General features: G+C 70.4%; 15 protein-coding genes. 8 read left to right on the plus strand and 7 right to left on the minus strand.

Annotated features, from left to right (window positions below):
* Positions 1-284: 284 nt before the first annotated feature.
* A complete protein-coding gene (locus ACSRUE_RS30280; RefSeq protein ID WP_441286607.1) occupies positions 285-3551 on the plus strand; it encodes a UvrD-helicase domain-containing protein in 3267 nt (1088 codons plus the stop codon).
* Here ACSRUE_RS30280 and ACSRUE_RS30285 read toward each other — a convergent pair.
* The 3 genes from ACSRUE_RS30285 to cysK all read right to left on the minus strand — a co-directional run bounded on the left by ACSRUE_RS30285 (position 3548) and on the right by cysK (position 7798).
* Positions 3548-5167 carry an SEL1-like repeat protein gene (locus ACSRUE_RS30285; RefSeq protein WP_441286608.1) on the minus strand — a complete coding sequence of 540 codons (1620 nt, stop codon included), beginning with the start codon at positions 5165-5167 and terminating at the stop codon, positions 3548-3550. The genes ACSRUE_RS30280 and ACSRUE_RS30285 overlap by 4 nt on opposite strands.
* A 638-nt stretch (positions 5168-5805) precedes the next feature.
* Entirely contained in the window at positions 5806-6798 is a 993-nt protein-coding gene (locus ACSRUE_RS30290; protein ID WP_437944322.1) for a serine O-acetyltransferase, read from the minus strand.
* 7 nt (positions 6799-6805) lie between these two features.
* A complete protein-coding gene (gene cysK / locus ACSRUE_RS30295) occupies positions 6806-7798 on the minus strand; it encodes a cysteine synthase A (RefSeq protein WP_441286609.1) in 993 nt (330 codons plus the stop codon).
* Positions 7799-8485: 687 nt separating this feature from the next.
* On the opposite strand from cysK, the gene ACSRUE_RS30300 reads away from it, so the two are divergent.
* The 7 genes from ACSRUE_RS30300 (at position 8486) to ACSRUE_RS30330 (ending at position 15187) form a co-directional block, all read left to right on the plus strand.
* Positions 8486-9625, plus strand: a complete 1140-nt coding sequence (locus ACSRUE_RS30300) for a hypothetical protein (RefSeq protein ID WP_441286610.1) — start codon at positions 8486-8488, stop codon at positions 9623-9625.
* A 201-nt stretch (positions 9626-9826) separates the two neighbouring features.
* Positions 9827-10105, plus strand: a complete 279-nt coding sequence (locus ACSRUE_RS30305) for a hypothetical protein (protein WP_441286611.1) — start codon at positions 9827-9829, stop codon at positions 10103-10105.
* Positions 10106-10137: 32 nt separating this feature from the next.
* On the plus strand, positions 10138-10488 hold the full coding sequence (locus ACSRUE_RS30310) for a hypothetical protein (RefSeq protein ID WP_441286612.1): 351 nt from the start codon (positions 10138-10140) through the stop codon (positions 10486-10488).
* 571 nt (positions 10489-11059) lie between these two features.
* Positions 11060-13132, plus strand: coding sequence for a DNA ligase D (gene ligD / locus ACSRUE_RS30315; protein ID WP_441286613.1), 2073 nt, complete (start codon positions 11060-11062; stop codon positions 13130-13132).
* Positions 13133-13319: 187 nt separating this feature from the next.
* Positions 13320-13952 carry a hypothetical protein gene (locus ACSRUE_RS30320; RefSeq protein WP_441286614.1) on the plus strand — a complete coding sequence of 211 codons (633 nt, stop codon included), beginning with the start codon at positions 13320-13322 and terminating at the stop codon, positions 13950-13952.
* 12 nt (positions 13953-13964) lie between these two features.
* Positions 13965-14564, plus strand: coding sequence for an RES family NAD+ phosphorylase (locus ACSRUE_RS30325; RefSeq protein WP_441286615.1), 600 nt, complete (start codon positions 13965-13967; stop codon positions 14562-14564).
* A 197-nt stretch (positions 14565-14761) separates the two neighbouring features.
* Complete coding sequence (locus tag ACSRUE_RS30330; protein ID WP_441286616.1) at positions 14762-15187, plus strand: hypothetical protein; 426 nt, start codon at positions 14762-14764, stop codon at positions 15185-15187.
* 55 nt (positions 15188-15242) lie between these two features.
* On the opposite strand, the gene ACSRUE_RS30335 is transcribed toward ACSRUE_RS30330, so the two are convergent.
* The 4 genes from ACSRUE_RS30335 to ACSRUE_RS30350 form a co-directional block, all read right to left on the minus strand.
* Entirely contained in the window at positions 15243-15851 is a 609-nt protein-coding gene (locus tag ACSRUE_RS30335) for a DUF4360 domain-containing protein (RefSeq protein ID WP_441286617.1), read from the minus strand.
* A gap of 264 nt (positions 15852-16115) precedes the next feature.
* Positions 16116-18503 carry a M14 family zinc carboxypeptidase gene (locus ACSRUE_RS30340; RefSeq protein ID WP_441286618.1) on the minus strand — a complete coding sequence of 796 codons (2388 nt, stop codon included), beginning with the start codon at positions 18501-18503 and terminating at the stop codon, positions 16116-16118.
* Positions 18503-19120, minus strand: a complete 618-nt coding sequence (locus ACSRUE_RS30345; RefSeq protein ID WP_441286619.1) for an SMI1/KNR4 family protein — start codon at positions 19118-19120, stop codon at positions 18503-18505. Before ACSRUE_RS30345 ends, ACSRUE_RS30340 begins: the two co-directional genes overlap by 1 nt.
* Entirely contained in the window at positions 19110-25826 is a 6717-nt protein-coding gene (locus ACSRUE_RS30350) for an RHS repeat-associated core domain-containing protein (protein ID WP_441293145.1), read from the minus strand. Before ACSRUE_RS30350 ends, ACSRUE_RS30345 begins: the two co-directional genes overlap by 11 nt.
* Positions 25827-25849 lie beyond the last annotated feature (23 nt).

Below are 25849 nucleotides of genomic sequence, written 5' to 3' on the forward strand. Positions count from 1 at the left end.
CGGCGGCCGGCGGTCCGCTCCGGACCGGGGCTCGCGCCCGCGCGTGTACGCGCGCCTGCGCATGTAGGTCCGGGGCGAGAGTTTTCTTGCCACACGGGCGAGCCCGTCGAGCCGCATTGCATCGAGCGAGCACCTTTTGCCACGGGACAAGGACTCTCACGCATCGCGACGCATTGCGATCAGCCCACCTCAATTTTCAGCCAAATTTCATCGAGACCGCTGATCTCCGCGATTGACAGCGCGAGGGAGCTCGATAGGTAAACGACACCTCACGGCGGAACACCATGCGTTTCTATGCAGACCTCCATGTGCACTCGAAGTACTCCCGCGCGACGAGCAGCGATTGTGATCTCGCGCATCTGAGCTACTGGGCTCAGCGCAAGGGCATCGCGGTGCTGGGCACGGGGGACTTCACCCATCCAGCGTGGATGGCCGAGCTCCGCGAGCACCTCGTGCCGGCCGAGCCCGGGCTCTTCCGCCTGCGGGACGATCTCGGCCGCGCGGTCTCGGAGCGGCTCCCCGGGGCCTGCCGCGGAGCGACGCGCTTCGTCCTCTCCGTGGAGATCTCGACGATCTACAAGAAGGGAGATCGGACGCGGAAGATCCATCACCTCCTCTACGCGCCCAGCTTCGACGCGGCGGAGCGCATCGTCCGCGCGCTCGCCAAGATCGGCAACCTGACCGCCGACGGGCGGCCCATCCTCGGGCTCGATTCGCGCAATCTGCTCGAGATCGTGCTGGAGGCCGGCGAGGGCTCCTACCTCGTGCCCGCGCACATCTGGACTCCCTGGTTCTCGGTGCTGGGCTCCAAGGCCGGCTTCGACGCGGTCGAGGCGTGTTATGGCGATCTCGCGCCGCACATCTTCGCGCTCGAGACCGGGCTCTCGTCCGATCCTGCGATGAACTGGCGGATCTCCGGGCTCGATCGGTACCGGCTCGTCTCGAGCTCGGACGCGCACTCGCCCGCGAAGCTCGGGCGCGAGGCCACGGCCTTCGACGCCCCGCTCGACTACTTCGCGATCCGGCGCGCCCTGGAGACCGGTGAGGGCTTCGGGGGCACGGTGGAGTTCTTCCCGGAAGAGGGCAAATACCACCTCGACGGCCACCGCAAGTGCAATGTCGTGCTCTCGCCGGCGGAGACGCGGGCGCTCTCCCTCGCCTGCCCCGTGTGCGGGCACCCGGTCACGGTGGGCGTGCTGCACCGGGTCGAGGAGCTCGCCGATCGCGACGAGGGCGTGCGCCCCGAGGGCGCGAGCGAGTTCCGCAACCTGGTGCCGCTGCCCGAGGTGCTGGCCGAGCTCCACGGCGTGGGCGCCTCCAGCAAGGTGGTGCAGCGGAGCTACGACGGGGTGCTGTCGCGCATCGGCCCCGAGCTGTTCCTCCTCGGCGACGCCCCGCTCGACGAGATCGAGCGCGCCGGCACGCCCCTGCTCGCCGAGGCGATCGCGCGGATGCGCGAAGGGCGCGTGATCCGCGACGCGGGCTACGACGGCGAGTACGGCGCGATCCGGGTCTTCCAGCCGGAGGAGCTCGCGCAGCGCCGCGGGGGCGGGCTCCTCTTCCAGCCGGAGGCCGCGGCGCCGCGGCCGCCTCCCTCGGGGGCGCGCGCTCCTGCGGCGTCACGCCCCCCTCCGCGCAGCGGCCGGGCCGGCGCGGCGCCTCGCCCGGCGCCGGCCGGCGAGGTGTCCCGCGGCGCGCTGCCTGCGGGCGGCGCGGCGCCGCTCGACGCGCTCGACCCGGAGCAGCGGGCCGCGGCGGAGATCACGGACGGCGCGCTGCTCCTCCTCGCGGGGCCAGGCACGGGCAAGACCCGCACGCTCACGCACCGGATCGCGCATCTCGTCCTCGATCTCGGGGTGCCGCCGGAGCAGTGCCTCGCGATCACCTTCACCCGCCGCGCCGTCGACGAGCTGCGGGAGCGGCTCGGCGCGCTGCTCGGCGAGGCCGGCGGCCGCGTGCCCGCCATGACCTTCCACGCGCTCGGCCTCTCCCTGCTCCGCGAGCACGCGCAGGGCGCGGGGGCCGCGCCGCCCGCGATCGCCGGCGAGAGCGAGCGGACGGCGCTGCTCGCCGCGGCGCTCGGCGTCCCGGACCGGCGGGCGGCCAGGTTGCTCGCCGACATCGCCGCGCTGAAGCGGCGCTGCCCGCGCCACGCCGACGCGCACGGGTCGCCGGCCGCAGGCGGCGAGATCGACCGCCACGTCGACCGCGCGTGGAAGGTGTACGAGGACGAGCTCGCCGCGCGCGGGCTCCTCGACCTCGACGACCTGATCGGGCACGCCGTCCTGCTCCTGGAGCAGCAGAGCGGAGCGCTCGCCGCGGCGCGCGAGCGGGCCCGGTACCTCTCCATCGACGAGTACCAGGACATCGACGAGCGCCAGTACCGGCTGGTGCGCGCGCTCGTCGCTCCCGGCGGGAACGTCTGCGCCATCGGCGATCCCGATCAGGCGATCTACGGATTCCGCGGCGCGGACGTGGGCTTCTTCTTCCGTTTCCAGCGAGATTTCCCGGCGGCGCGCGTGGTGCGCTTGAAGCGGAACTACCGCTCGTCGCGCCCCATCGTCGAGGCGGCGCTCCAGGTGATCGCGCCCTCGCCGACGCTCGGCGCGCGGGAGCTCCTGCCGAGCGCGGGCGGCCTCGAGCTCGTGGCGGTCCACGAGTCGCCGACGGAAGCCGCCGAAGCCGAGCGCGTGGTCCACACGATCGAGCGGATGCTCGGCGGGTCCACGTTCTTCTCGATGGATAGCGGGCGGGTAAGCGATCCTGCCGGCAGCGGCGACTATTCCTTCTCGGATTTCGCGGTGCTCTACCGGACCGAGGCGCAGTCCGAGCGGCTCCGGGAGGCGTTCGCCCGCTCGGGGATGCCGTTCCAGCGGCGCTCGGATCGCCGCCTCGCCGAGCGCGCGGGCTCGGCGGCGCTCGCGCGGGCGCTCGCCGGCACGCCGCCGGGGCCGCTCGCGGCGCGCCTCAAGACGGCCGCGGCGCGCCTCCGCGAGGAGGTGGCGCAGCCCGGTCTCGCCGGCGCTCCGCCCGCGGCGGGCGCGGCCGAGGACGGCGCGGCGGGCGCGGCGTGTCTGCGCGAGGCCGACGTGGACGCGGCGCTGGAGCTGCACCTCACGCTCGCGGAGCGCTGCGGCGGCGATCTCGATCGCTTCTCGATCGAGCTCGCGGTGTGCTCCGAGATCGACGCGTGGGATCCGCGGGCCGACCGCATCTCGCTGCTGACGCTGCACGCGGCCAAGGGGCTCGAGTTCCGGGTGGTCTTCCTCGTGGGGTGCGAGGACGGCCTGCTCCCGCTCCGGTTCCCCGGCAAGGACGAGACGGACGTCGGCGAGGAGCGCCGGCTCTTTTATGTGGGCATGACGCGGGCGCGAGAGCGGTTGTTCCTCACCCGCGCCATGCAGCGCGCGCGGCACGGCAAGGTGGTTGAGACCGAGGTGTCGCCGTTCGTGCGCGAGGTGGAGGAGCGCCTGCTCCTGCGGGTCGGCCCGTCGCCCGAGGCGCAGAGGGGATCACGCGCCGGGGCCGATCGTCAGATGAAGCTATTTTAGCGCGGCGCGCCGCCGAGCCGCTTCTGGGCCGCGCATGCCGCCTTGTCCTGCGTCCGCACGCACTGGTCTGCGTAGAAGGTCCGAGCCCGCTCCCTGTCCTTGCGCTCCAGGAGCGGGCCGAACGCGTCACACGCCTTCTTCTCGCCCCATTGAGTGCAGGCCCTCTCGTAGAGCGAGTAGGCCCGCTCCGGATCGGCGGTCACGCCGTCGCCGCGCTGCCAGATCTCGGCGGCCCGCACGCAGCCGCCCGTGCCGCACACCTTCTCGTAGAGCGCCGCGGCGCGCGCCATGTCCTTCGGAATGCCGCTCCCCTTCTCGTACATCCCGGCGAGGCTCAAGCACGCCTCGGCCCCGAACCCCTTCTCCGGACAGCCCCTCTCGAAGAACGAATACGCCTTCGCGACGTCCTTCGGAACGCCGTCGCCCTGCGCGTAGACCGAGCCGGCGGCGTTGCAGGCGCGCATGTCCCCCAGGCTGCAACCGTGGCTGTACGCCACGATCGCCTTCACCCCGTCCTTCGGCGCCCCCTGCCCCTTGCGCAGGATGTCCCCGAGATCGACGCAGTCCTCGGACTGGCCGCCCTGGCACGCGCGCTGGAGCACGCCCACGGCGACCCCCACGTCCTTCGCCGCGAGCTTCCCCTCGACCAGCAGCTTGCCCAGCGCGCTGCAGCTCGGCCCGTACCCGAGATCGCAGCCGCGCCGGAGGAACCCGACCGCGCGCGTCGGGTCCTTCGGGAGGACCGCCTGCGGGCCTTCGCTGAGGTACCACTCGGCCACGCTGAAGCACGCCCAGCCGTCGCCCATCTCGCACGCCTTGTCGGCGAACTCTCGCACCTTGGCCCGCCCCGCGGCGTCCGGGGGGACCTTGGCGCTCTTCATGTCGCGCAGGAGCTGCTTCGCCCTCGCGTAGCAGGCCTGCGCGACGCCGGCGCCGCACGCCTTCTCGAACAGCTCCGCCGCCCTCGCGTCATCGCGCGGAAAATCCTTGCCGCTCAGGTACTGAATCCCGAGGTGATAGCAGCTGCCGACATCGCCCTTCCCGCACTCCGCCGCGCAGGATCGGGCGTCGGTGGGCTCGCACAGGCGCGCGGGCGCGAGCGCAGGCGGGGAGCACTTCGCCCCGCTCGGCACCGTCCCGAGCGGGCACAGGCTCGACAGCTTCGGGAACTCGTCTTCCGCCTGCTTCACCGGCGCCTCGGCCGCCGCCGCCTTCTTCGCGAGCAGCGGGACGAGCTCGAGGCGCAGCGGCGCATGGCAGCGCTCCGTCGGCGCCTGCGCGTCAGGCTTCGCGGCCCGGCAGGCGTCGAGCTCCCCTTCCTTGCTCGTGGTGCCGCCCTGGCTCGCCGTCGCTGCCGCCCCGACCGCCCCGAAGAGCTGATCCACCGTCCGCGCCGTGCCCCGGCTGCCTGGCGCCATCGCGAAGGCCCCGAGGAGCGCGGCCCGCACGAAGTGCGTCGCGCCCTCGCAGCTGCCCGAGAGATCCTGCACGGAGGAGGAGGCCACCGTGGTCGCCAGCTTCCCCGTCGGCACGAGCGCCACGTCGATCGCGGCCGAGCCGCCGCCCTCGATCGCGGTGCTCAGCGCCGGGGCCCCGAAGGGGACGTTCGCCTGCATCTCCGCAGAGTTTGTTAATTGTATTACTTTTTCTGCCCGGCTCACGCCAGCGAAGGAGTAGCTCCCTTGGAGCTTGCACTGCGTGAGGAGCTTCAGCGTCGTGCAGTCGTAGGAGACGACGGCGATGCCGTCTTTCATCGCGAGACCGAGATCGGAGCGGCGTGTCGTGAGCCAGTCGACGATGAGCGGCTCCGCGTGGCCGATGGCCGGACACCCGCCGCCGGTCGTGCTGGCGGTGCTCTCCGGCGAGACAGTGGGCCGGGGAGGATGCACGACCACCTCGGGTTCCAGGCCCGGTCCACAGGCCATCGCTCCGAGCGAGAGCCCAACCACGCACAAATCGAACGCGCGCTTCATCGGGCCGACAGAACCATGAGCCATGGGGTCTGGTCAATACGGCGAGCGCGACCGCGGGCGGCATACGACCGGCCGCGCGGACCCGGGCTATGCTCGGCGCGCCCCCGCGCCCGGAGCCGCCATGAGCACGTCCAGGTCCCAGGAGAAACCGCGAGAGAGCCTGAGCCTGGTGACTACCCTGCTCGATCAAGGACCTGCTGCTTCGCGCGCCGCGCTACGCGCTACGCGCTACGCGCTACGCCGATCGATGAGACGCGCGTTCTGATCAGGAGAGCGCCGCTCTAGATGTCGAAGTCGAGGATGCTGTCCAGCTCGGAGCCGCCGACGGCGGGCGTGCCATGGGGCGGCGACGCGACGCGCAGCCTCGGGGCCTCGAGCGCGACGCGCTGGCCGCCGGGGACGCTCTTCGTGAGGAACACCGAGCCGCCGACCACGCTCCCCTGCCCCAGCACCGTCTTGCCGCCGAGGACCGTGGCGTTCGCGTAGATGGTGACGTTGTCTTCCACCGTGGGGTGGCGCTTCAGGCCGCGCGCGCCCCGCGAGTGCTGCGGCAAGGACAGGGCGCCGAGCGTCACGCCCTGGTAGAGCTTGACGTGCTCGCCGATGTCGGTCGTCTCGCCGATCACGACGCCGGTGGCGTGATCGATGAAGAAGCTGCCACCGATGTTGGCGCCTGGGTGGATGTCGGCGCCCGTCCTCGTGTGCGCCCACTCGCTCATGATCCGGGGCATGAGCGGCACGCCGAGCAGGTACAGCTCGTGCGCGACCCGGTGCACCGTCACGGCGAGGAGACCCGGATAGGCCAGGATGATCTCGTCCATCGAGGCCGCCGCCGGATCGCCGTCGTAGGCCGCCTGCACGTCGAGCAGAAGGCGCCGCCGGACCTCCGGCAGCCGGGCGATGAACACCCGCGCCACGTCGCGCCCCCGCTGCCGGCACCTCGGGACGTCGAGGCGGCCCGCGTCGACGGTCTCGTCCTGGAAGCACAGACAGCGCTCGATCTGTCGCTCCAGCTTGTCCCGCAGCGTCGAGACCAGGGTGCCCACGTGGTAGAGCAGGTCCTCGTCCGACAGGTCCTGCCGCCCGTGATAGCCCGGGTAGAAGATCTGGAGCAGGAGATCGATGATCTCGGTGATCTCCTGGCGCGACGGGGTGAAGCGCTTGTTGATGTGATGCCCGCGCGCATCCTCCCGGTAGCTCGCGATCAGCGCGTCGACGATGCCGTGCAGGTCGGCCGACGCCTCGGAGGGGGAAGCATCACACTTCTTGCTCACGTCGACCTCACGAGGCCTTCATGGCCTCGACCTCGGAGAACATTCCCTCGAAGAGGGGCCCGGAGAGGTACCGCTCGCCGGCGTCCGGGAGGATGACCACGATGGTCTTTCCTTCCCACCTGGGATCCTTCGCGAGCCGGCTCGCCGCGGCCATGGCCGCGCCGCAGGAGATGCCGCAGAGGATGCCTTCCTCCGACGCGAGGCGCCGCGACATGGTGATGGACTCGTCGTTCGAGACCGTCTCGACCTGGTCCACGAAGGAGAGGTCCAGGTTTTTGGGGACGAAGCCGGCGCCGATGCCCTGGATCTTGTGCGGGGACGGGGTGAGCGGCTGGCCGGCGAGCGCCTGCGAGATGACCGGCGAGTTGACCGGCTCGACCGCGACGGTGTGGAGGGCGCGGCCGCGGCCGCGCTCGAAGTAGCGGCTGACCCCGGTGAGCGTGCCGCCGGTGCCCACGCCCGAGACGAGGACGTCGACGTTGCCGCCGGTGTCGTCCCAGATCTCGGGGCCGGTGGTGGTCTCGTGGATCGCGGGGTTCGCCGGGTTTTCGAACTGCCGCATCAGCACGTACCGGCCGGGGTCGGAGGCGGCCAGCTCCTCGGCCTTGGCGATGGCGCCGTTCATCCCCTTGGGGCCCGGCGTCAGGAGCAGCTTGGCCCCGAGGGCGATGAGCACCTTGCGCCGCTCCATGCTCATCGTCTCGGGCATGCTGAGCACGCACTCGATCCCCCTCGAGGCGGCGGCGAAGGCCAGCGCGATGCCGGTGTTGCCGCTGGTCGCCTCGACGATCGACTTGCCAGGGCCGAGCACGCCTCGCTGCTCGGCGTCCCAGACCATGGCCGCGCCGATGCGGCACTTGACCGAGTACGCCGGGTTGCGCCCCTCGATCTTCGCCAGCACGGTCGCGCGCGCGCCTTCGATCACGCGGCGGATGCGAACGAGCGGCGTGCGGCCGATGCTCTGGGTGTTGTCGTCGTAGACGCGGGGGAAGCTGGTCATAGGGGGCCCGTGCGGGTGAGTGGGGAGGAAAGAGGAGATCCAGAGGCGCCCCGCGCTGTCAAGGTCCACGTGAGCCGCACCTGGGTCGCGCCGTATTTCCAGAGCGCAGCGCGGCGTCGTCCGTCGCTGACGTCGGGGCGACGCCCGCCGCGCCAGCTCGCCCGGCGGGAGCGCGCCGCGCTCAGCGCGCCCCCTCGCCGGCGAACCGTTGGACGTCCAACGGTCGACGCGCAGGGACCGGCGAGACACCCCGGCGCATGGAGGTCAGTCGGGCCAATCCATGAGAGATTTTGCCGGAGCGCGTCATTTCTGATCTGCTGGCGCTTGAACATTCACGTCGTACCACGCCGTGCCACGTCGGAGCACCGGCGGCTCAGAGGTGCTCACGAGCCGCTCACGAATTCCGGAACCAAGGGGCTACGCGCGCAAGCAAGGTGCTTCCCTGGGCATGGGCGCATGGTCAAACGATGAACCACCATGGGACTACGTCGGACCAGGTCCGGGTTCCTTGACGCCTGCGCATGCGAACCTATCGTGTAGAATTTTAGCGCTTGCCATGAGTGGCATAGGCCTCGCATCATCGCTGACATGTTCCCCGCTGAGCCCCCTTGCGTGGAGGTCCAACTGCCCCATGACGAGGATGAGCCCACTTTAATTTTCCGTCGTCCGCCGGCGTCGATTGGGGGCATGGCGATGCCGTTCGAATCGCCGGCTCCGGTCATGGCATCTCCGACGCGGCGCTCCACGTCGCGCTTGATCGCCTTGAGCGCGGGTGCGGGCCTTGGCTTCGCGGCGGTGGTGGGCGGGCTCGTCTCGATGCAGCTCGGCGCGGCGGGCTTCGATCTCCGCGCGGGCTCGGCGCTCCAGCCTGCCGCGGCCGCCGCGGCCATCCTGCGGTCGACGGGGGTGGCGGCGCGGGTCGAGGCGAAGGCCGAAGCGGCCGCGCCGCTCCCGGCGACGCCAGCGACGGCGGCGCCGGCCCTCGCTGCCGCGGATCGCGCCGACGCGACGCTCGATCGAACGGCGGTGATCCCCATCCCTGACGGGATCATCACCATCCCCGCCTCGTTCGCCTCGGCAGATGGGGCGTACGATCTGGTGATCCACTTCCACGGGGTCAACGACGTCGTGCAGGCGGGCATCGATCGCGCCCGGCTCAACGCGGTTGTGATGATCATCAACCTGGGCATCAGCTCTGGCGCGTACGAGACCCAGTTCTCGATCCGCTCCTATCTACCGGCGTTGATGGCGAAGGCGCAGGCGGCGCTCGAGGCCCGTGGGCTGCGCGGCGCCCGGCTCCGGCGCGTCGCGCTCTCGGCGTTCAGCGCCGGGTACGGCGCGGTTCGCGGGCTCCTGAACCAGCCGGGGTTCACGGACAAGGTGGACGCCGTGCTCCTCCTGGACGGCATTCACACCGGCTACATGCCGCTCGACCACAGCCTGGACATGGAGCGCCTCAAGCCGTTCAGCCGCTTCGCCGAGCTGGCGGCCGCCGGCAAGAAGCTGATGTCGATCACCCATTCGGAGATCACCCCGAACGGCGACTACGCCGGTACTCACGAGAGCACGGACGCTCTCCTCAAGCTCACGGGCGCGCAGCGCTCCCCGGGCGCGGGCGCGGACGAGCAGGCGATCTACGACCTGAGCGGAGAGGCGAGCGAGGCGAAGCTCCGGTTCGCCCCCCTGTCCGAGGCGCACAGGGGCGCGTTCCATGTCCGCGGCTATCCGGGCACCCAGAAGCCAGATCACGTGAGACACCTCACCCGCATGGCGGAGACCGCCTTGCCTGATCTGGTGCGCTACTGGGGCGAGCCGCCCGCGCAATGACGGGTCGCGTGTCGGCGGAGCGCGAGCCGCCGGTACGGAGAAGCGTATTACGGCGACCGGGGCGTCTTCATTTGAGAATTCGTCGCGGGGCGACCTTGGGCGTATAGATTGCGAGCGCTGGTGAGAAAGGCGGCCAGCGGATCTCGCTGATCTGCGATTGGCCCTGGCTCCTGCGATCGTCCTCTGCTACCGCGCAGCGCGATGGGTCAACCGGACCTGTTCGCCAAACGAACGTTCGCCGAAGAGACGGAGCGCCTCACTGGAGGCGCCATCACCTGGCAGGATCCACCGGAGATCCGGCTCGAGAAGGTGCAGTGTGATGGCCTGCTCCTGATCCACCGCCCGGCTCTCCTGGTGGAGCTGGCAGCGCCTTGGCCCGAGGCGCGTGGCCACGAGGAGGTGATGGTCGAGCTGAAGCTCGCCGGGGATCACGTGGACCGGAAGGCGATAGAGCTCTCGACGAGTTCGGCCGGTGGGTAGCTGGACGCCGGCCCCTCGAGTGGGTGCTGGCCATGCTAGAGTACCTGGCGATGTCAGCGACGACCCGAGAGGAGCTCCTGTGGAGGTTCGGCAAGGCCGAGGACCCGGAGGTGGAGGCCCGGCGGCAGCGCATCCTCGAGGTGCTGCTCGAAGCGAGCCCGCAGGTCCAGGAGCGGCTCATCGAGAAGGGCATCGAGAAGGGCATCGGCAAGGGACGTCTGGCCGAGGCACGCGCCGCCCTGCGACGTGTGCTCGCCCGCCGGCAGCTCGCGCTGAGCCCGTTGGACGACGCTCGCATCGAGGCGTGCGTCGAGCTGGCGACCCTGGAGCGGTGGCATGACCAGGCCATCACCGCGACGAGCGTCTCCGAGGCACTGCAGTAGCTCGGTCCGGCACGGGGCGTACCCCTGTCGCTCGCGCCTCGCGGCAGCGCTTGACCTGTCCACGCCGTCCGGAACGATCATCCGACGATCGCAGCGGCGGCAACGCGCGGCACCCTCGTCGTAGCGTGCGTTCTATCGCCGATTTCCGAGAATCCGTCCTTCCTTGATCTAAACCCACCCTCGCGCTCCTGCGCACATGTTCATTCCAGACGCCGTTGCAGGCGTGGGAACTCGGATATCGCGTATCGCGCGGGCGCCTGTGCGCCAGGATCCGAGCATTTCGCTGCGCAGTGCCGTCGTTGGCGCGCAAGGGTGAGGATGCGTGCGTGGCAGATCGCCGCATTCTGGGGCGCGCATGCCGAGCTCAGCCGGCTGTGCCACGGCCTGGGAACGGGAAACCACCGGAAGGCGACGATGCCATTGCGGTATCGGAATTGCTTTTGCCACCAAAAGCGACGGTGGCACGATGATGGCCGGACAAAGACAGGCACAAGGCGCGGCGCGGCGGACTCAAGCGATGCGACCGGCAACCCTGACCGCCCGTCGCAAACGCGGGGTAACGGCGGCTGACGTGGACAGCCAGCGCTCGTCCGCGGCGACGGGAGAGGCCGACACCACCCCAGCGATCCCGCGCCCGACGCTGACCTACGCGGATGCGCTCGAGGGCGCCCGGAAAGGGCCGTTCCCGGGCGAGATCGAGCCCCAGCTCGCGACGCTCGTCACCGGGCCACCCCCGGGTGAGGGGTGGCTCTACGAGGTCAAGCTCGATGGTTATCGCATGCTCGCGAAGCTCCGCGGGGGGCGCGTGACGCTCCTGACCCGCCGCGGCCAGGACTGGACCGAGCGGTTCGCGGGCGTGCGCGACGACCTCGCCCGGCTGCCTGCGCGGGAGGCCGTGCTGGACGGCGAGATCGTCGTCGTGAGGCCGGACGGCGTGACCGACTTCCAGGCCCTCCAGAACGCGCTCAGCGACGGGAATGGCAGGCGCGAGGGGCGCCTGATGTACTTCGTCTTCGACCTGCTCTACCTCGACGGCCGCGATCTCCGCGGGTGCACACAGGTCACCCGCAAGCGGGCGCTCGAGGCGCTGCTCGCGGAAGCGCCCGAGGAAGGGCACCTGCGCTACACGGAGCACGTCGCGGAGGACGGCTCCGCCGTCGTCCGGCACGCGTGCGAGCTCGGGATCGAGGGCGTCATCGCGAAGCGCCCGGAGGCTCCCTACCGGAGCGGGCGCGGCGACAGCTGGCTCAAGGTGAAGTGCGGCCGGCGCCAGGAGTTCGTGATCGTCGGCTTCACCGAGCCGTCCGGCGCCCGGAAAGGGCTGGGGGCGATCCTCGTCGGCGTGAACAGGTCAGGCAAGCTCGCCTACGCCGGCAAGGTGGGCACGGGCTTCACGAGCAAGACGCTGACGACCCTGCGCAGCCGCCTCGACGCGATCGTACGCGCCGCGCCGGCCTGTTCCGGGGCGCCGCGCATGCGGGGCGCGCGCTGGGTCGAGCCCAGGCTCGTCGCGGAGGTCCGCTTCTCCGAGTGGACGCGCGACGGACGGCTGCGACACCCCTCCTTCGAAGGGCTCCGCGAGGACCGCACCCCGGAGTCGGTCACCGTCGAGCGCGAACAGCCGCCGCCGCAATCGCCGCCCGGCGAGGCAGCGGGCGCGCCGCCGAGCAGAGCGGCCGGCGCGGCGTCGAGGAGGGCCGCGACCACGGCGGGGGGCAAGGCCCCGCGCGGGGGCCGGAGCAGGCGCGGCGCGGCGCGGGTCGAAATCGCCGGGGTGCCGCTGACGAACCCCGACAAGGTGCTCTATCCCGCGCAGGGGATCACGAAGCTCGCGCTGGCCCGGTATTACGAGCAGATCGCCGAGCACATGCTGACCCACGCCGAGAAGCGGCTGCTCACGCTGGTCCGCTGCCCCGCAGGCCAGGGCAAGCCCTGCTTCTTTCAAAGGCACGAGGCCGAGGGGCTGTCCGACGCGATCCAGCGGATGGCCGTCGAGGAGGACGACGGCGAGCGCACCTATCTCTATATCGAGACCACCGAAGGGCTCGTGTCGCTCGTCCAGATGGGGGCGCTCGAGGTGCACCTCTGGGGGAGCCGCGTGGACCGGCTCGAGCAGCCCGACAGGATGGTGTTCGACCTCGATCCAGCGCCGGAGCTCCCGTGGGAGCGCGTGGCGGACGCGGCGAGGACGGCGCGGCGCCTCCTTTCGTCGCTCGGGCTGCGGAGCTTCGTCAAGACGACCGGCGGCAAAGGCCTGCACGTCGTGGTCCCGATAGCGCCACGCAGGGGCTGGGACGAGGTGAAGGCGTTCACGAAGGCCGTGGCCGACGCGCTCGTGCGCTCCGATCCGGCGCGGTACACCGCGACGATGTCGAAGGCGAAGCGCGCCGGCAAGGTCTTCGTCGACACCCTGCGGAACGGGCGCGGCGCCACCGCGGTGGCGCCCTACTCGACGCGGGCGCGCCCCGGCGCGGCCGTCGCGACACCGCTCTCGTGGGACGAGCTCGACGCGCCGCTCGATCCCGCCTCGTTCACCACCGACACCGTGCCGCAGCGCCTCGCCGCGATCCGGGACCCATGGGCAGAGCTCACGAGCGTGCGCCAGTCGATCACCAGCGCGATGCTGAAACACGTCGGGCTCTGATCTTCTTCCCGACGCCCCCGACAAACCCAGGAGCCGGAGAGCTCGCCGAACCGAAGAAGAGCGACACCAGCGACACAACGAATGCCTTTCACTGACGTTCCGTTCAGCATGGTCGTAATGAGGCAGAAAGGCGCCGTGCGCTTGGTTGACGGTGCTGCACGCGCGCTGCATCGTCCTCCGAGTGACCATGACCAAGGATCGGGACTCCAGCGCCCTTTCGGAAATTGCAGAGCGACTCCACCAGTTCGACGGTGAACCGCTGCGGGTCGAGTTCCTGGCGCGCGGCATCGACGCGCTCACCCAGGTCGCGGAGCGGCTCGATCAGAGCGAGCTTGGCGAGGTGGTCGCGTCGCCCAGCAACGCGGATGCCCTGGTGACGGCGCTCACGCAGCCGAGCGCCGTCGGCCTCTTCTCCGCCGCGGATCCGCTCACGCCGGCCCGCCTCCGCGGCCTGCAGGCGAGGGACGCGCTCCTCGCGGCCGAAGGGGGCACGCTCACCGCCGAGGAGGTCGGCGAGAGGCTCCGCCTCCCGCCCCAGACGATCGAAGCGCGGCGCGCCGCCGGAAGGCTGCTGGCCGTCAGCATCGGCGCTCGTGGCCACCTCTACCCCGCATGGCAGTTCGCGGACGAGGGCCTGCTGCCGGGGATGGAAGAGATCCTGGCCCTGCTCGAAGAGCACCCCCCGCTGGCGAAGGTCCGCTTCTTCCTCTCCGGCAACCTCCGCCTCGACGGCGAGCGGCCGCTCGACTGGCTCCGCCGCGGCGAGCTGGACCCCGTGCGGCTCGCCGCGCGCACCTTCGGTGAGCAAGGCGCGGCCTGAGAACGCGCCGCGATGACGACGCCGCTCGGGGCGCATCCGGACCCGCCCCTCGACCTCGCGACGTCGCCGCTCCCCATCGGGATCTACCGGCGGAGCTGGTTCCGGATCCACTGGCTCACGCGCGATCCGCTGCACTTCGGTCGCTCGGGCGACAACCGATTCGACGCGCCGGACGGCGAGTTCGGCGTGCTGTACGCCGGGAAGGACCCGCGCTGCGCCTTCATCGAGGTGTTCGGCCACGCGACCGGCGTGCGCTTCGTGGAGCAGAGCGAGCTCGCCGCGCGGGGGCTCGCGCGCATCGCGCCGCGGCGGCCGCTGCGGCTCGTGAACCTCACGGGAGAGGGGCTCGCGCGCCTCGGGGCCGACGCCCGCCTGACCTCGGGGGAGTCGTATCGGACCGCCCACCGCTGGGCGCGCGCGATCCACGACCACCCGAGGCGACCCGACGGCATCGCGTACGCCGCGCGCCACGACCCGACCCGCGTCTGCGCCGCCCTCTTCGAGCGCGTCAGCGCGGAGCTCGAGGTGATCCGGCTCGGCTCCCTCGCGGATCCGGCGCACGCCCCGCTCCTCGCCGGACTTCTTGATACCTACAAGTTCGGGCTCGTCTGAGCCTGGACGAGCGGGCGGCGGCGCGGCGCCGCGGCGGCTGACGCCGCCCCGCCGAGCGCGATGGCGGAGCAGGGCGCGCGTGCGGGCTCCGCGCGCGCGCGCCGGCACGACCGGTGCTTCTCCCCGAAGCAGGCGCGCCGCCGCGGCGCCGCGATGGGCGGAGATCGCGGGACGCACGGCCGGGAGGCGGGGGTCCGATGAAAATCAAGAATCTGCGGCTGGAAACAGGCTATCTCGTGGAGCCTATCCCGCTCCAGAAGGGGATCTCGGTTCATCAGATCCAGATCACCACGGTGGGCGAACAGGGGTCGTCTCGGGTCCGGATCTCGCTCGATCCCAACCGCTGCACGGTGGACAGCTTCGGCGAGGCCAAGGCGTGCACGCGGGTGGCGCCGGTCCAGATCGAGGCGGACGTGGAGCTCCTCGAGGAGTGCGACCAAAAGCAGCTGCTCGCCCTCAAGTTCGAGGGGGGCCAAGGGCCAGCGGTCCGGCTCGCGCTCCTGCCCCTGTGCGGCACGGGCAAGGAGGCCATCGTCGCGCGGCTCCTGATCTTCGGGGAGACCGGGGAGATCATGGCCATCGTGCCGATGCAAGGATCGTCGGCCGGCTGCCTGATGGCGTGAGCGAGCCCGGCGCGGCAGCACCGCCGCGCCGGGCTCCCCGGGCGCCCTGCCGACCTCAGGGACCTGGACAGGGGCGGTACACGAGGCCGTACTCGAGCCGGACCTGGACGTCGGTCGTGTCGTTGGTCAGCACCCCGGAGCTCGAGGGCGCAAACCGGTTCGTGACATAGAGGCTCGTCTTGATGTTGAGCGGCCGCACGGTGCCGCACTCGGACCAGACCGTGGTCGTGAAGTTGTCCGTGCGCGAGAAGTTGCTCGTGAACGGCCCGATCATGCTCCACGTGAGCGGCCCCGAGGTGAGCGGCGACCCCGAGAAATAATACGATGTCTCGTGGAGCCCCTGGACGCCGCCCTCCAGGTCGGCGAACCCCCGGTACGTGGCGTCGAAGACCGCGACTTGCCACCCCGGATCGAACCGCAGATCCACGGCCAGCTGGCAGAACGCGCGGTTCGTGGCGCGGCCGATGCCCGGGCCGGCGTGCGCCTCGAACTGGTCGAAGATGACGGTCAACGCCTTCTGATCAGGCGAGATCACCCCCGCAGCGGAGCCGACAGGGCAGCCGCTGCCAGCATAGGTGAAGTTCGCGATCCGCGTATTCTGCGCCAGCGCAGGAAAGGCGAAGAAAAACGCCGAACAAAAGCCGAACGCCCATCGCAGGAACATCGTCCCCCCCTTTCGCCGTCAGGCGACATCACGTCGCCGTGCGTCGTCGCCGGCGCGCGCGTCACCGCTGTCGCACGCCGGCCGACATGTCGTGACGAGCATGCAATGGCGGCGCGCTCCGCGCAACCCGCGCGGGGCCCCCTCCCCCGGCGCGGCGCCGCAGACTGGCCGGAATCCATCGAATGATGTGAGGCCTGTGGGGCTCACGGACATCCGGCCAGAGCCGGAGTGCAGGCGAAGCAGGCGAAACGAAGGAGAGGCCTGTCACGGCGGCGCGGCGACGCGGAACACCGGGACGAGATTCACGCGCTCGTCCCAGGACGGATGGCGCTTGTAGAAGAAATCGAGCCGGGCCTTCGCGTCCTTCGCAAACGCAGGATCGCGCAGGCGCGCATTGAACTCGTTGCGCAGCGCCGGATCCGCGGCGAGCATGCTGCGCGCCTCCTCCTCGGCGACGTAGGCCTCCATGTACTCCTTGCGCTCGAAGGAGGCGTTGAAGAAGCCCCAGGCGACGAGGGAGTCGGGCGCGAGCGGCTCGAGGAGGTGCAGGACGAGGGGCGCCCGCGGCTGCGCGATGGGAACGAACAGCGAGCCGGCCGGTAGATCCTGCCGCTCCGGCCGGAAGGCGCCCTGGAGCTTCACGCGCGTCCGCCCCTCGAAGGGCCGCTCGAACGTCACCGCGCCGGCCCGGAACGCCTCGACGGCGAAGCCGGGGCGCGCCTCGGGGAGGATCTGGTAACGCACGCCGTGCAGGCGAAGCTTGTCGGCCACCCAGGCCGCGTGCGCCGCCGGGATGACGTAGCCGGCCTCGGGCGCGGTGACCGTCAGGTCCGGCTGGATGCGGTCGAACAGCGGCACGCGCCAGATCTCCGGGCGGGACTCGTCGTAACGGGTCCACGTGCCGCCCGAGATCTCCGAGGCGCGCCTCTCGTACGCGAAGCCGCGGAACGGGAAGATGCGCGAGGCCGGCCCCGCGCGGTGCGTGAGGGCGAAGGGGACGCCGGCGAGGCGCGCGCTCGCGGCGTCCGCGCGCTCGGCCGCGGTGCGGAGGGCGCCCGCGCCGGAGCCGGAGGAGACGCGCTCGAAGAGCGCCCCGAGGAGGTCGTGCACCGCGCGCACGCGCTCGGCGTGGGTGGCCCAGCTGTGCGTCTCGACGAGCACCCCGATGCGGTTGCGGGCAGCGCTGTAGGACTGCGAGAAGCGCGGCGGCCCCGGCTCGGTGGAGATCCCCGACGAGGGGTCGTCGTCCTCGCGGAAGGCCGGGTAGAACGGGAGCGGCAGGTGACCGAGCGCGGAGAGGCGCGCCTGGAGCTCCCCCGAGAGGGCGCGCGCCGCGGCGTCGAGCCCGCCGGGGTGAGGCACCGAGGGCTCCACGACCACCGCGATGTCGTGCTGGAACTTCGCGCCGTCCGTCGTGTGCAGGTCGACCTGGACCACCGGATCCCAGGCGTCGAGGAGCGCCAGCATCGCCCGCATCTCGGGCGCCTCGGCCTTCATGGTATCGCGGTTCAGGTTGAGGTTCTGCGCGGTGGCGCGGAAGCCCATCTCCTCGGGGCCGCGCTGGTTGGGCCGCTGGTTTCGACGGAACCGCTCGTGGCCGTCGACGTTGAAGACCGGCACGAACACCGCCGTGGCCGCCGCGAGGGCGCCGGGCGCCAACGCGCCGTCGAGCAGCTCGCGGAGCGCCCAGAAGCCGCCGTCCTTGCCGTCGATCTCGCCGGCGTGGATGCCGCCCTGGAACAGGATCACCGGGCGCCGCCTCGCGCGCGCCGCCGCAGGGTCGAGCGTGCCGTCGTCGGAGGCGGCGATCGCGAGCATGGGCCTTCCCTCGGGCGTCGTGCCGAAACGGACGCAGCGGGCGCGGCCCGGATAGGCCTGCTCGAAATCGCGGCATAGCCGCTCGACCTCGGCATAACGACCCGTGCGCCGGAAGCCGGTCCGCTCGGCCTCGGTGACGAGCGAGGGCGCCTCGGGAAGCGCAGACGGCGCTGGCCCGCCGCCGGCCGGCGCGCCGCGCGCCGGGGCCTGGCGGGGCGCGAGCAGCGCGGCCAGCGCGATCCCGAGGGAGATGTGGCGGCAGCCGAGGGAAACGAGGCGGCGGGGGGCCGCGATGCAGGGGCGAGACATCGGGGGAGTCGAGCAAATTCCGTGTCGAACGGCAATGGCGTGATCCCTGGCCATAAGCAGGCCAAGCGCGATGCCGGCCAGTCGAGCCGGACGCTGATCACCCGCGAACGCGCGAACATCGGGAACCATGGTGCAATGCCCGCTTCGCGAAGAGCTCGGCAGATCGCCATCGCGCGCGGGTCGGGCCAGCGAGCCTCCCCGAGGCGCGATCGCCACCACGCGCTCCGGCGAGTGGACGTGGTACCGATGCTCCACGGCGCCCGATGCCGCCTCGGTGACCCGCTCGTACAGATCGCCGAAGTAGAGCGTCTCCTTTTCCGGGGTGGTCTTGCGGATCCGCTGCCGGTCGCCGTCGTAGCCGAACGTGATGGTGCTCGCGCCCTGCGTGATCTGCTCCGGCAGGTCGAACGGCATATAGCGCACCGTCATGCCACCCGGGCACGCGATCTGCGCGATCTGATTGCCGACGGCGTCGGCAGATGGACCGCCGCATGTGAGCCCGATGCGACCGGACAGGCAGTGCATCAGTCGGATTTGACGCGCTTGTATGGGGCGCCAATGACGCCAGCCGGTGTCCTTACCAGCATCGGCTGCTTTGTGAATGGATTGGTTATCGTGCGTTCGTAAAATGTGAACATCTGCCCAAACAATTTTTCACCTTTGATCCAATCGATCAGCCACGCATGGAGGCTCCAGGGTGTCTCAGTGAGGCCGCTTTCGTCCAGTGTGAGCACGGCGCCTGTCTCCTCGTCGATGCAAGACCAAATGGAGTCGCCCCAGTCACACAAAGCGAGCACCTTTTCTGGTAATCCGGCGCTCTCCGGGCCACTCCACAGAACGTGCCGAAGCTCCACGATAGACCGACCATTGTCATCCAAACGTCCGCCGGGAAGACCAATGAGACCATCACCTGGACCGAAGCCACCGTTACCGACGTCCATCAGCACCCGCCTGTGGAGTGGATGCAGCTGGAAGCCCAGCACGGACTCAGCCTGGGCCACGGCGTATGGCGCTGCTGGGGGCGCTAGCTCAGGGCAGTCCCGGTCCGCGTAGTCCGTGCGCGTCCTCACGTCCTTGGCGCGCTGTTTTAATGCGTGGATAAGCCCGTCTTGGCTCATCGAGATGTCGACCTCAGAACTCATATGTATACTTTCCGACTGTAGCACCTAAACCACGGAGAAAGTCGGCGCACCCTCCCGGGCCACTGCAGATGATGGTGGACGTGGCTCCCCTCGTCGGGGTCAAGCCCAGCTCTCCGGCACCAGCAATCGCCGTCTTCTCAGCGTGAAAGCCTGGCATCGGGGGCGCGGGGACCAGCCCTAGCCGATGGGCCTCGGCAATCTGAGCGGCTGACAGATCACTTGCGCCGCCTGCGACGAGTGTTGGCCCTTCTGCGGTTTCTAGGACAGTGACCGTCCGGCTGAAGTTCATCGGCGCGCGCTCGACGCTCGCGACTTGCTGCGCGAGTGTGCGTGTCGCCGCTGGTCCTCTAACGACTCCAGCCACCGCCGAGCCCTCTGCCGCCGCGCCCAGCCCTCTTCCCGCACCGAACACCGTCGCCGCGCCGAGGAGGATCGCCTTCACCCCCGCCGAGCCCGCGGCTCGGTAATCGCCCCGATCGATGGCGAGCGCCGTGTCGGCCCCGTTGCGCCCAATCTGGTAGAGCGGGTTGACGGCGTTGAGCGCGCCGACAACGCCGTCTTCGTCGTAGCCGTCCCACATCGCGCCGGCGAACTCGTAGCCGCTGTACATCCCGAGCGTCAGCGCGTTCAGGACGAGCATCCGCCCGATCCCTGCTCCGAGGTCGCGCGTCCCCTCCGCGGCGCCCAGCAGCGTCTGCCCGACGACGGTGCCTGGGCCGCCGACGCCCGAGTGCTCCGGCGAGACGGTCACCGGCTGCGGCACGTACCCGGACGAGCTTCCGGTCGTGCCCACGTCGATAGGCGCCGTCGTGGCGCCGACCTCCACGGCCTCGCGCGGCCCTTCTTCAGGCTCGTTTGCTTTCGGCGGCGAGTAGAAGATCTCCACGGCGTAGTGTTCCGGGTGCACCACCGAGTAGACCGGCAGGATCGGCGCCTCCACCGGCTCTTCCTGGAATCCACTCGGGTCCACGTGATTGAGCGGGCTGTTGCGCACGTAGCTGTACGGATTCCAGCTCTGCCCGAAGGACGGGATCGCAATGATCGGGTCCGTCGTCAAGAACCGCCCGATCCTGGGATCGTAGATCCTGCCCTTCATGTTCACGAGCCCGAGCTCGTCGTCGCTCTCGTGCCCGGTGAACCCCTGCGTCGTCTCGCTCGGGAACGACGCAGGCGGGCGCTCGCCCCACACGGGGTTCCTGCGCTGCCCGAACGGGTCGTAGCTCCGCCGTTCGATCACAGCGCCGTCCTCGTCGGTGAGCGCATCGATCGAGCCGAGGTGATCGACATGCACGTAGCGCGTGCCGTCGTCCGAGCCTCCCCGGGTCACGATCGCCACCACGCGCTCCGGCGAGTGGACGTGGTACCGGTGCTCCACGGCGCCTGACGCCGCCTCGGTGACCCGCTCGTACAGATCGCCGAAGTAGAGCGTCTCCTTTTCCGGCGTGGTCTTGCGGATCCGCTGGTGGTCGCCGTCGTAGACGAACGTGATGGTGCTCGCGCCCTGCGTGATCTGCTCCGGCAGATCGAACGGCGTATAGCGCACCGTGGTGCCGCCGGGCCGCGCCGTCTGATTGCCGACAGCGTCGTGCGCGAAGGTGTCCGTACCCGCGCCGGTGATCGCATGCGGGTGCAGCGGGTCGTCATACGAGAGGTCACCGACGTCCGACTTGAAGGTGAGATTGCCGTTCGGGTGGTAGTCGTAGCGGAGCGCGCAGGGCGCCGACGCGCTCTCGAAATCGCCGAAGTACGCGCAGGTCAGCCGATGGATCGGGTCGTACCGGAAGCGCTCCGTCGTGTTCTCGGGCTGGAGCGCGTCGGCGCGGTGCGTGAGATTCAGGAGATCGTCGAACCCGTAGTCCAGGTCTTGCACCTCGCCCGCAGCGCTCTGCGTCGCCATGTGCCTCAGGCGCTGCTTGTCCGCGAAGTAGCTCCGCTCCGTGACGGCGCCGTTGCCGAACACCTCCTCCCGGAAGCGCCCCGCGTCGTCCACGTCCGTCAAGCGCCAGTAGGCGAGGTTCGTTCCGCTGTCGCGCACGGCGAGCACATGGCCGTGCGCGTCGCGATCGTGGGCCACGACGAACGGCGCCGCGCCGGCAGGCGCCGGATACGTGACCGTCTCGACGCGACCGAGGTCGTCATAGCCGAGCCTGGCCTCCAGGGGAGAGCGCTCGCCGTCGATGCGGAGCGCGATCGTGTCGAGCTGGCCACGGCCCGTGTACCCGTACGTCTTCTCTCCATCCGGGCTCGCAAGCGAGTGGAGCTTGCCGACGCCGTGCGCCGCGGTGTCCCATGTCCACGTGGTCGTCAAGCTCTCCGTGCCGTCCTGGTCCACGCGTGAGCGGGGTCGACCGAGCGCGTCGTACGCCCACGTGACCTTTCGCTCGAGCGCATCGGTCGACGAAATCAGCTCGCCGAACCCGTCATGGATCGAGACCGTCGTGCCCCGATCGGGATCGTCGAGCTGACGGACGCGGCCGAATGCATCGCGCGTCGTGCGCATCACCGCATCGCCCGGATCGGTGACCGTGTGCAGCAATCCGAAGGGACCGTACGCGTAACGGGTGATCCCGTCGGCGGCGTCGGTGATGGTCTTGATGCGCCCCAGCGGGTCCTGCTCGGTCACCGTCACATGATCGAGCGGGTCGGTGACGCGCACCTGCAGGCCATCGTACGCCGTCGTCGTGACCGCGTTCCACGGCGTCGTATGGCGCACCTCGCGGCCTACGGCATCGTACTCGTAGCGATCGTACAGGATTGCGCTCTCGGGCGTGTCCTCCCTGACCGGCACCGAGCGCCGCGCGATGTGCTCGCCCAGCGCGTCGTACCCGATCTCCTGCATGATGCGCGTCGCGTCGCCCGAGCCGTCCGACGGCTGCGGTTCGGGCCCGTATCCCAGCCATCGGATCGGGCGGCCGAGGCTGTCGAACTCCACCGTATCGTCGGCCCCACCGGTCGTGATGCTCTGCTGCCTCACCCGCCACGCATCCTGCTCCGGGCCACCATCCTTGCTGCGAGCGAGGGGGACGGTCGTCGTCGTGCCGTCCGGGCGCCTCTCGACGCCGAGTCGCCCGAATCCGTCGTGTGCCCACGTCGTCACGAGCTGATTCGGATCGACCCGCTTGAGGAGCACGCCGAGCGCGTCGTCGAACTCCACCAGCATGGTGTGCCCGGCCGCATTCACGTGCTTCTCGGGGAAGATGCCCTCCTCGTCGAAGTCCATGCTGGATGTGCGCTTGTGCCCGAAGGCGTCCTCCGCCGTGACGCCTGTAATGTTCCCGAAGTCGTCGCGCGCGTAGGTGAGCTTCAGCTTCGTGTCCGGCAGGCCGTCGTCGCTCTCGGTGGACTCGGTCTCCACCTCCCCGTGGATCGTTGTCCTTCGCGTGAGGGTCCGGCACTGCGACACCCCCGCCGCCGCGCTGCACTCCTTCTGCGTCTCCAGCTGGCCGAGGACCCAGCGCTCGGTGTCGTTCTTGAACGACCGCGTGACCTCGAGCGTCAGGTCGACGCCCTCCGTCGAGACCTCCTCGGCGCGCACGTTGCCGAACGCGTCGAAGTCCGTCACCTTCGATATCGAGTCGCGCAGCAGCGTCGCTCCGTCGCCACCGCGCTCGATCTCCCGCACGTACGCCTCGATCGCGGTCGCGTCACCGCTCGGGGGCGGATAGACCCCTTGCGCTCGCCTCACCCGGCGCTCGGCGGGCAGCGTGAAGTACGTGGCGCCGTCGCTGGTCGGCACGAGCGTCCGCGTCACGTCGCGGAACGAGAGCTCGATCTGCTCCGGCCTCGGCTGGCTCGCCAGCCCCGGAGCGCCGTGCCACGTCCGCTGAACGCTCCCCGCGAAGGGAAAGACCTGGAGCTCGTCGTCGAAGGTGACGTGGTCGTACACGTCGATCGTCACGGCGCCCGTATCCAGATCGGTGACGATCCGCTCGCCGAACCCGAGAAAGCCGCGACCCAGCCGGTGGTAGCGCCCGTCGCGGTAGCCGACCTCGAAGCGCCTTGCTCGATCCGCGCCGTTGTTGAGCGCATACGCGCTGACCACCCGGCGAGGGCCCACGACGCAGCGCCGCGGATAGCCGCAGTCGTCCGCCGCGCCGGACCGCGCGACGTAGAGCGCGCTCCTCCGGTCCGGATCCTCTTCCGCGCCTCCGCTCGTGACCGGCGCATCGGTCAGATGGCCGTACGAGATGCTCACGTTGGGCACGAAGCCCGGCTCGGTCGGCTCGTGCGCGTTCATCCCGTCGGAGACCGCGACCAGGAGATCCTGGTCGGCCGAGAGGTTCTGGAAGACGTTGAACACGCGGCCGAGCGACAGGATCACGTCCTGGGCCCCGTCCCCGTTGAGATCGCCGGTGCGCGGCCCGCGCGGATCGGCGAGCGTGATCGCGTCACCGAGCTTGGCCTCGAAAGGAACCCCTGCGTCGACGAGCTTGAACGGCGGCCCCGCCAGGTCGCCCGTCGCTTGCAGGACGGCCCAGGACGGGAGGACATCGGAGCCACCCAGCAGCATGCCTGGTGGGACGGGCATGAGCAGATCCTGCCGTCCATCGCCGTTGAAGTCGAGCGGCACCGCGAGGCGGAAAAGCGCGTCCTGATCCGGGACCCCGAGCACATCGCCGAAGCTGAACGCGTTGACGGTCCGGAAGGGCGACATCACGAACGTCGGCCCCGTGTTGAGGTAGGTGGTGAGCTCACGACTACTGAAGCCGGATTCGACGGCATCGGGCAGGCCGTCGCCGTTGACGTCGAGAAAGACGACGCGGCCCCCGGGCCGCACGACAGGGAGCTTGGTGTCGACGACCTCCCAGCGTCCTTCGCCCCGGCGCATGATGGCCTCGTAGCTTTCTCCGATGAGGACCGCCCCGGCACCAAACGCCTTCACGGAGGGCACGATGAGATCGATCTTGCTGTCGGCGTCGATGTCGAGCGTGTGGAGCTCGATCGCGCAGGGAGTGCCGGTGAGCAGCTCGATCGACTCGCCCGTGGGGTCGAATCTCGCGGGCGTCGCGCCGCGCGCGGGCCTCCAGAGGTGGACGGTCCACACCGCGGAGAGCGGGTCCGGTACCAGCTCCTCGGTGTGGTCCTGGCACTGGATCAGATCCGGCACCGCGTCGCCGTCGAGATCGGCGAGGTGCACCGAGGCGCCGGGGCGTCTCAGGCTCGGCGGCGCAGGCGTGACCCCGAGCGGGAACGGCCGGCGGATGCCCGTGTCATGCAGCGCGAAGGTCCGGTCCGGCTGGGACAGGAGCACGTGCGATGTGGTCCTGGTGTCGAAGACGTCGTGGAGAAAGACGTCCATCTGCCCATCGTCGTTGTAATCGAGCACCGTCCCGAGCTCGGGCTGAAGAAGGGCCGGGTCGGACGGTCCATCCGGATCGGCGACGAACAGCCAATCCTGGAGGAAGGCGAGCTCCGGCGCCGCGAGAAAGGACGGCGACGCACGGGGCCCGAGGTTGCGCGCCACCTGCCACGCGGTGATCGGATGCGACGGCGTGCTGGACCCCGCGACGATGTCCGGAAGCACGAGGTCGTCGAGGCCGTCGGCGTCGATGTCGAACACCATCGGGCTCGTCTTCTCGGAGACCGGCTTGTCGATGTCCGTCGTGAGCCGCTCGAATCCGGGTTTTCCGCGGCTGTACTGAAACCGTGTCGGAGGCTTGCAGCCCCCGTCGCTCGCGCACTCCTCGACCTGGGTCAGGAGCGTCCGGCTGGTCGTCGGGCTCAGCTCGTAGCGAAAACCGTAGCTCCGGACCAGCGCGTCGCCCGGACCGAGCATCTGGATCTCCTCCAGGCGAAGCGAGCGCTGGAGCGCCATGCCGCGCGAGTAGCCCGTGCGAACCGCGGCCGAGTCCTTGGTCCCGTACACGAAGCGCACCGCCCGGGAAGGCTCGAGCGACGGCGTGCCCGCGAAGCTCGTGTAGCGGATCTCGTCGATCGCGTACTCGGCGGCATGACCGTCCGCGGCCTCGGCGAGGCAGTACGCGTACGACATGGCGTTGCCGCGGCCGTCACGGGCCTCGTTCGCGAGCCACGCGCGCGGGACGCCGCCCCGCGCGAGCGGCTTGCTGCCATCGTTGCGCCCGTACTCGACGACGCGGCCGGTGGGCAGATGGGCTTCGAAGAAGAGAGCCTCGGCAGGCGCCCCGCGTTCCGGAGGGTAGTGACCGACCACCTTGACGAAGGTATCCGGGAATGTCCGGTACTCGATGGTTCCCGGCCCCTCTCCCACGGGGACGAGGCGCTGGCCGTCGAGGCAGAGCGCGTCGTCTCCGTCGTACCGCACGCCGCGGATCTCCCCATCTTGCGCGAGGCTCTTCGGACATCGTGTGATCGCGGACAGCCCGGTGAGGGAGAAACCGTTGCCGAGCACGCCGTCGCCGCCGTCGCTGCGGTAGACGATCTGGAGCCCAGGACCCATGCCCGCGCGCGACGGCGGGGAGGCCAGGTCCATGGTGTACACGGCCTCTCCGGTGCTCGTGATGGAAAACGCCCCGGGGACGGTGCCGGCGGCGACGGTCTCGACCTCCGGCGCGGGGCGGGCCGTGGCAGGGCTGTGCGCACGCGGTGTCCGGCAGGCGACGAGGCCAGGTGGCTCCGGAAGCGGCTCGCCGAAGGTGCACTGGCACCCGCCCGACGCGAGCACGCAAGCGAGAAACATCCAGAGCGGGATCAACGCCCTGCGCGACCAACGCGGAACTGGCGACATCGCAGCCTCCCCGGCGAACAGCA

The sequence above is a fragment of the Sorangium sp. KYC3313 genome, from assembly GCF_052075895.1.
GTDB classification, from domain to species: Bacteria; Myxococcota_A; Polyangia; order Polyangiales; family Polyangiaceae; genus Sorangium; species Sorangium cellulosum_B.

Coding starts and splice junctions, on each gene's coding strand:
- ACSRUE_RS30345 (WP_441286619.1), bottom strand. CDS start 19,120: ATGAGTTCTGAGGTCGACATCTCGATGAGCCAAGACGGGCTTATCCAC.
- ACSRUE_RS30325 (WP_441286615.1), top strand. CDS start 13,965: ATGACGACGCCGCTCGGGGCGCATCCGGACCCGCCCCTCGACCTCGCG.
- ACSRUE_RS30340 (WP_441286618.1), bottom strand. CDS start 18,503: ATGCACTGCCTGTCCGGTCGCATCGGGCTCACATGCGGCGGTCCATCT.
- ACSRUE_RS30335 (WP_441286617.1), bottom strand. CDS start 15,851: ATGTTCCTGCGATGGGCGTTCGGCTTTTGTTCGGCGTTTTTCTTCGCC.
- ACSRUE_RS30320 (WP_441286614.1), top strand. CDS start 13,320: ATGACCAAGGATCGGGACTCCAGCGCCCTTTCGGAAATTGCAGAGCGA.
- ACSRUE_RS30310 (WP_441286612.1), top strand. CDS start 10,138: ATGCTAGAGTACCTGGCGATGTCAGCGACGACCCGAGAGGAGCTCCTG.
- ACSRUE_RS30350 (WP_441293145.1), bottom strand. CDS start 25,826: ATGTCGCCAGTTCCGCGTTGGTCGCGCAGGGCGTTGATCCCGCTCTGG.
- ACSRUE_RS30300 (WP_441286610.1), top strand. CDS start 8,486: ATGGCGATGCCGTTCGAATCGCCGGCTCCGGTCATGGCATCTCCGACG.
- cysK (WP_441286609.1), bottom strand. CDS start 7,798: ATGACCAGCTTCCCCCGCGTCTACGACGACAACACCCAGAGCATCGGC.
- ACSRUE_RS30330 (WP_441286616.1), top strand. CDS start 14,762: ATGAAAATCAAGAATCTGCGGCTGGAAACAGGCTATCTCGTGGAGCCT.
- ACSRUE_RS30280 (WP_441286607.1), top strand. CDS start 285: ATGCGTTTCTATGCAGACCTCCATGTGCACTCGAAGTACTCCCGCGCG.
- ACSRUE_RS30285 (WP_441286608.1), bottom strand. CDS start 5,167: ATGCAGGCGAACGTCCCCTTCGGGGCCCCGGCGCTGAGCACCGCGATC.
- ACSRUE_RS30305 (WP_441286611.1), top strand. CDS start 9,827: ATGGGTCAACCGGACCTGTTCGCCAAACGAACGTTCGCCGAAGAGACG.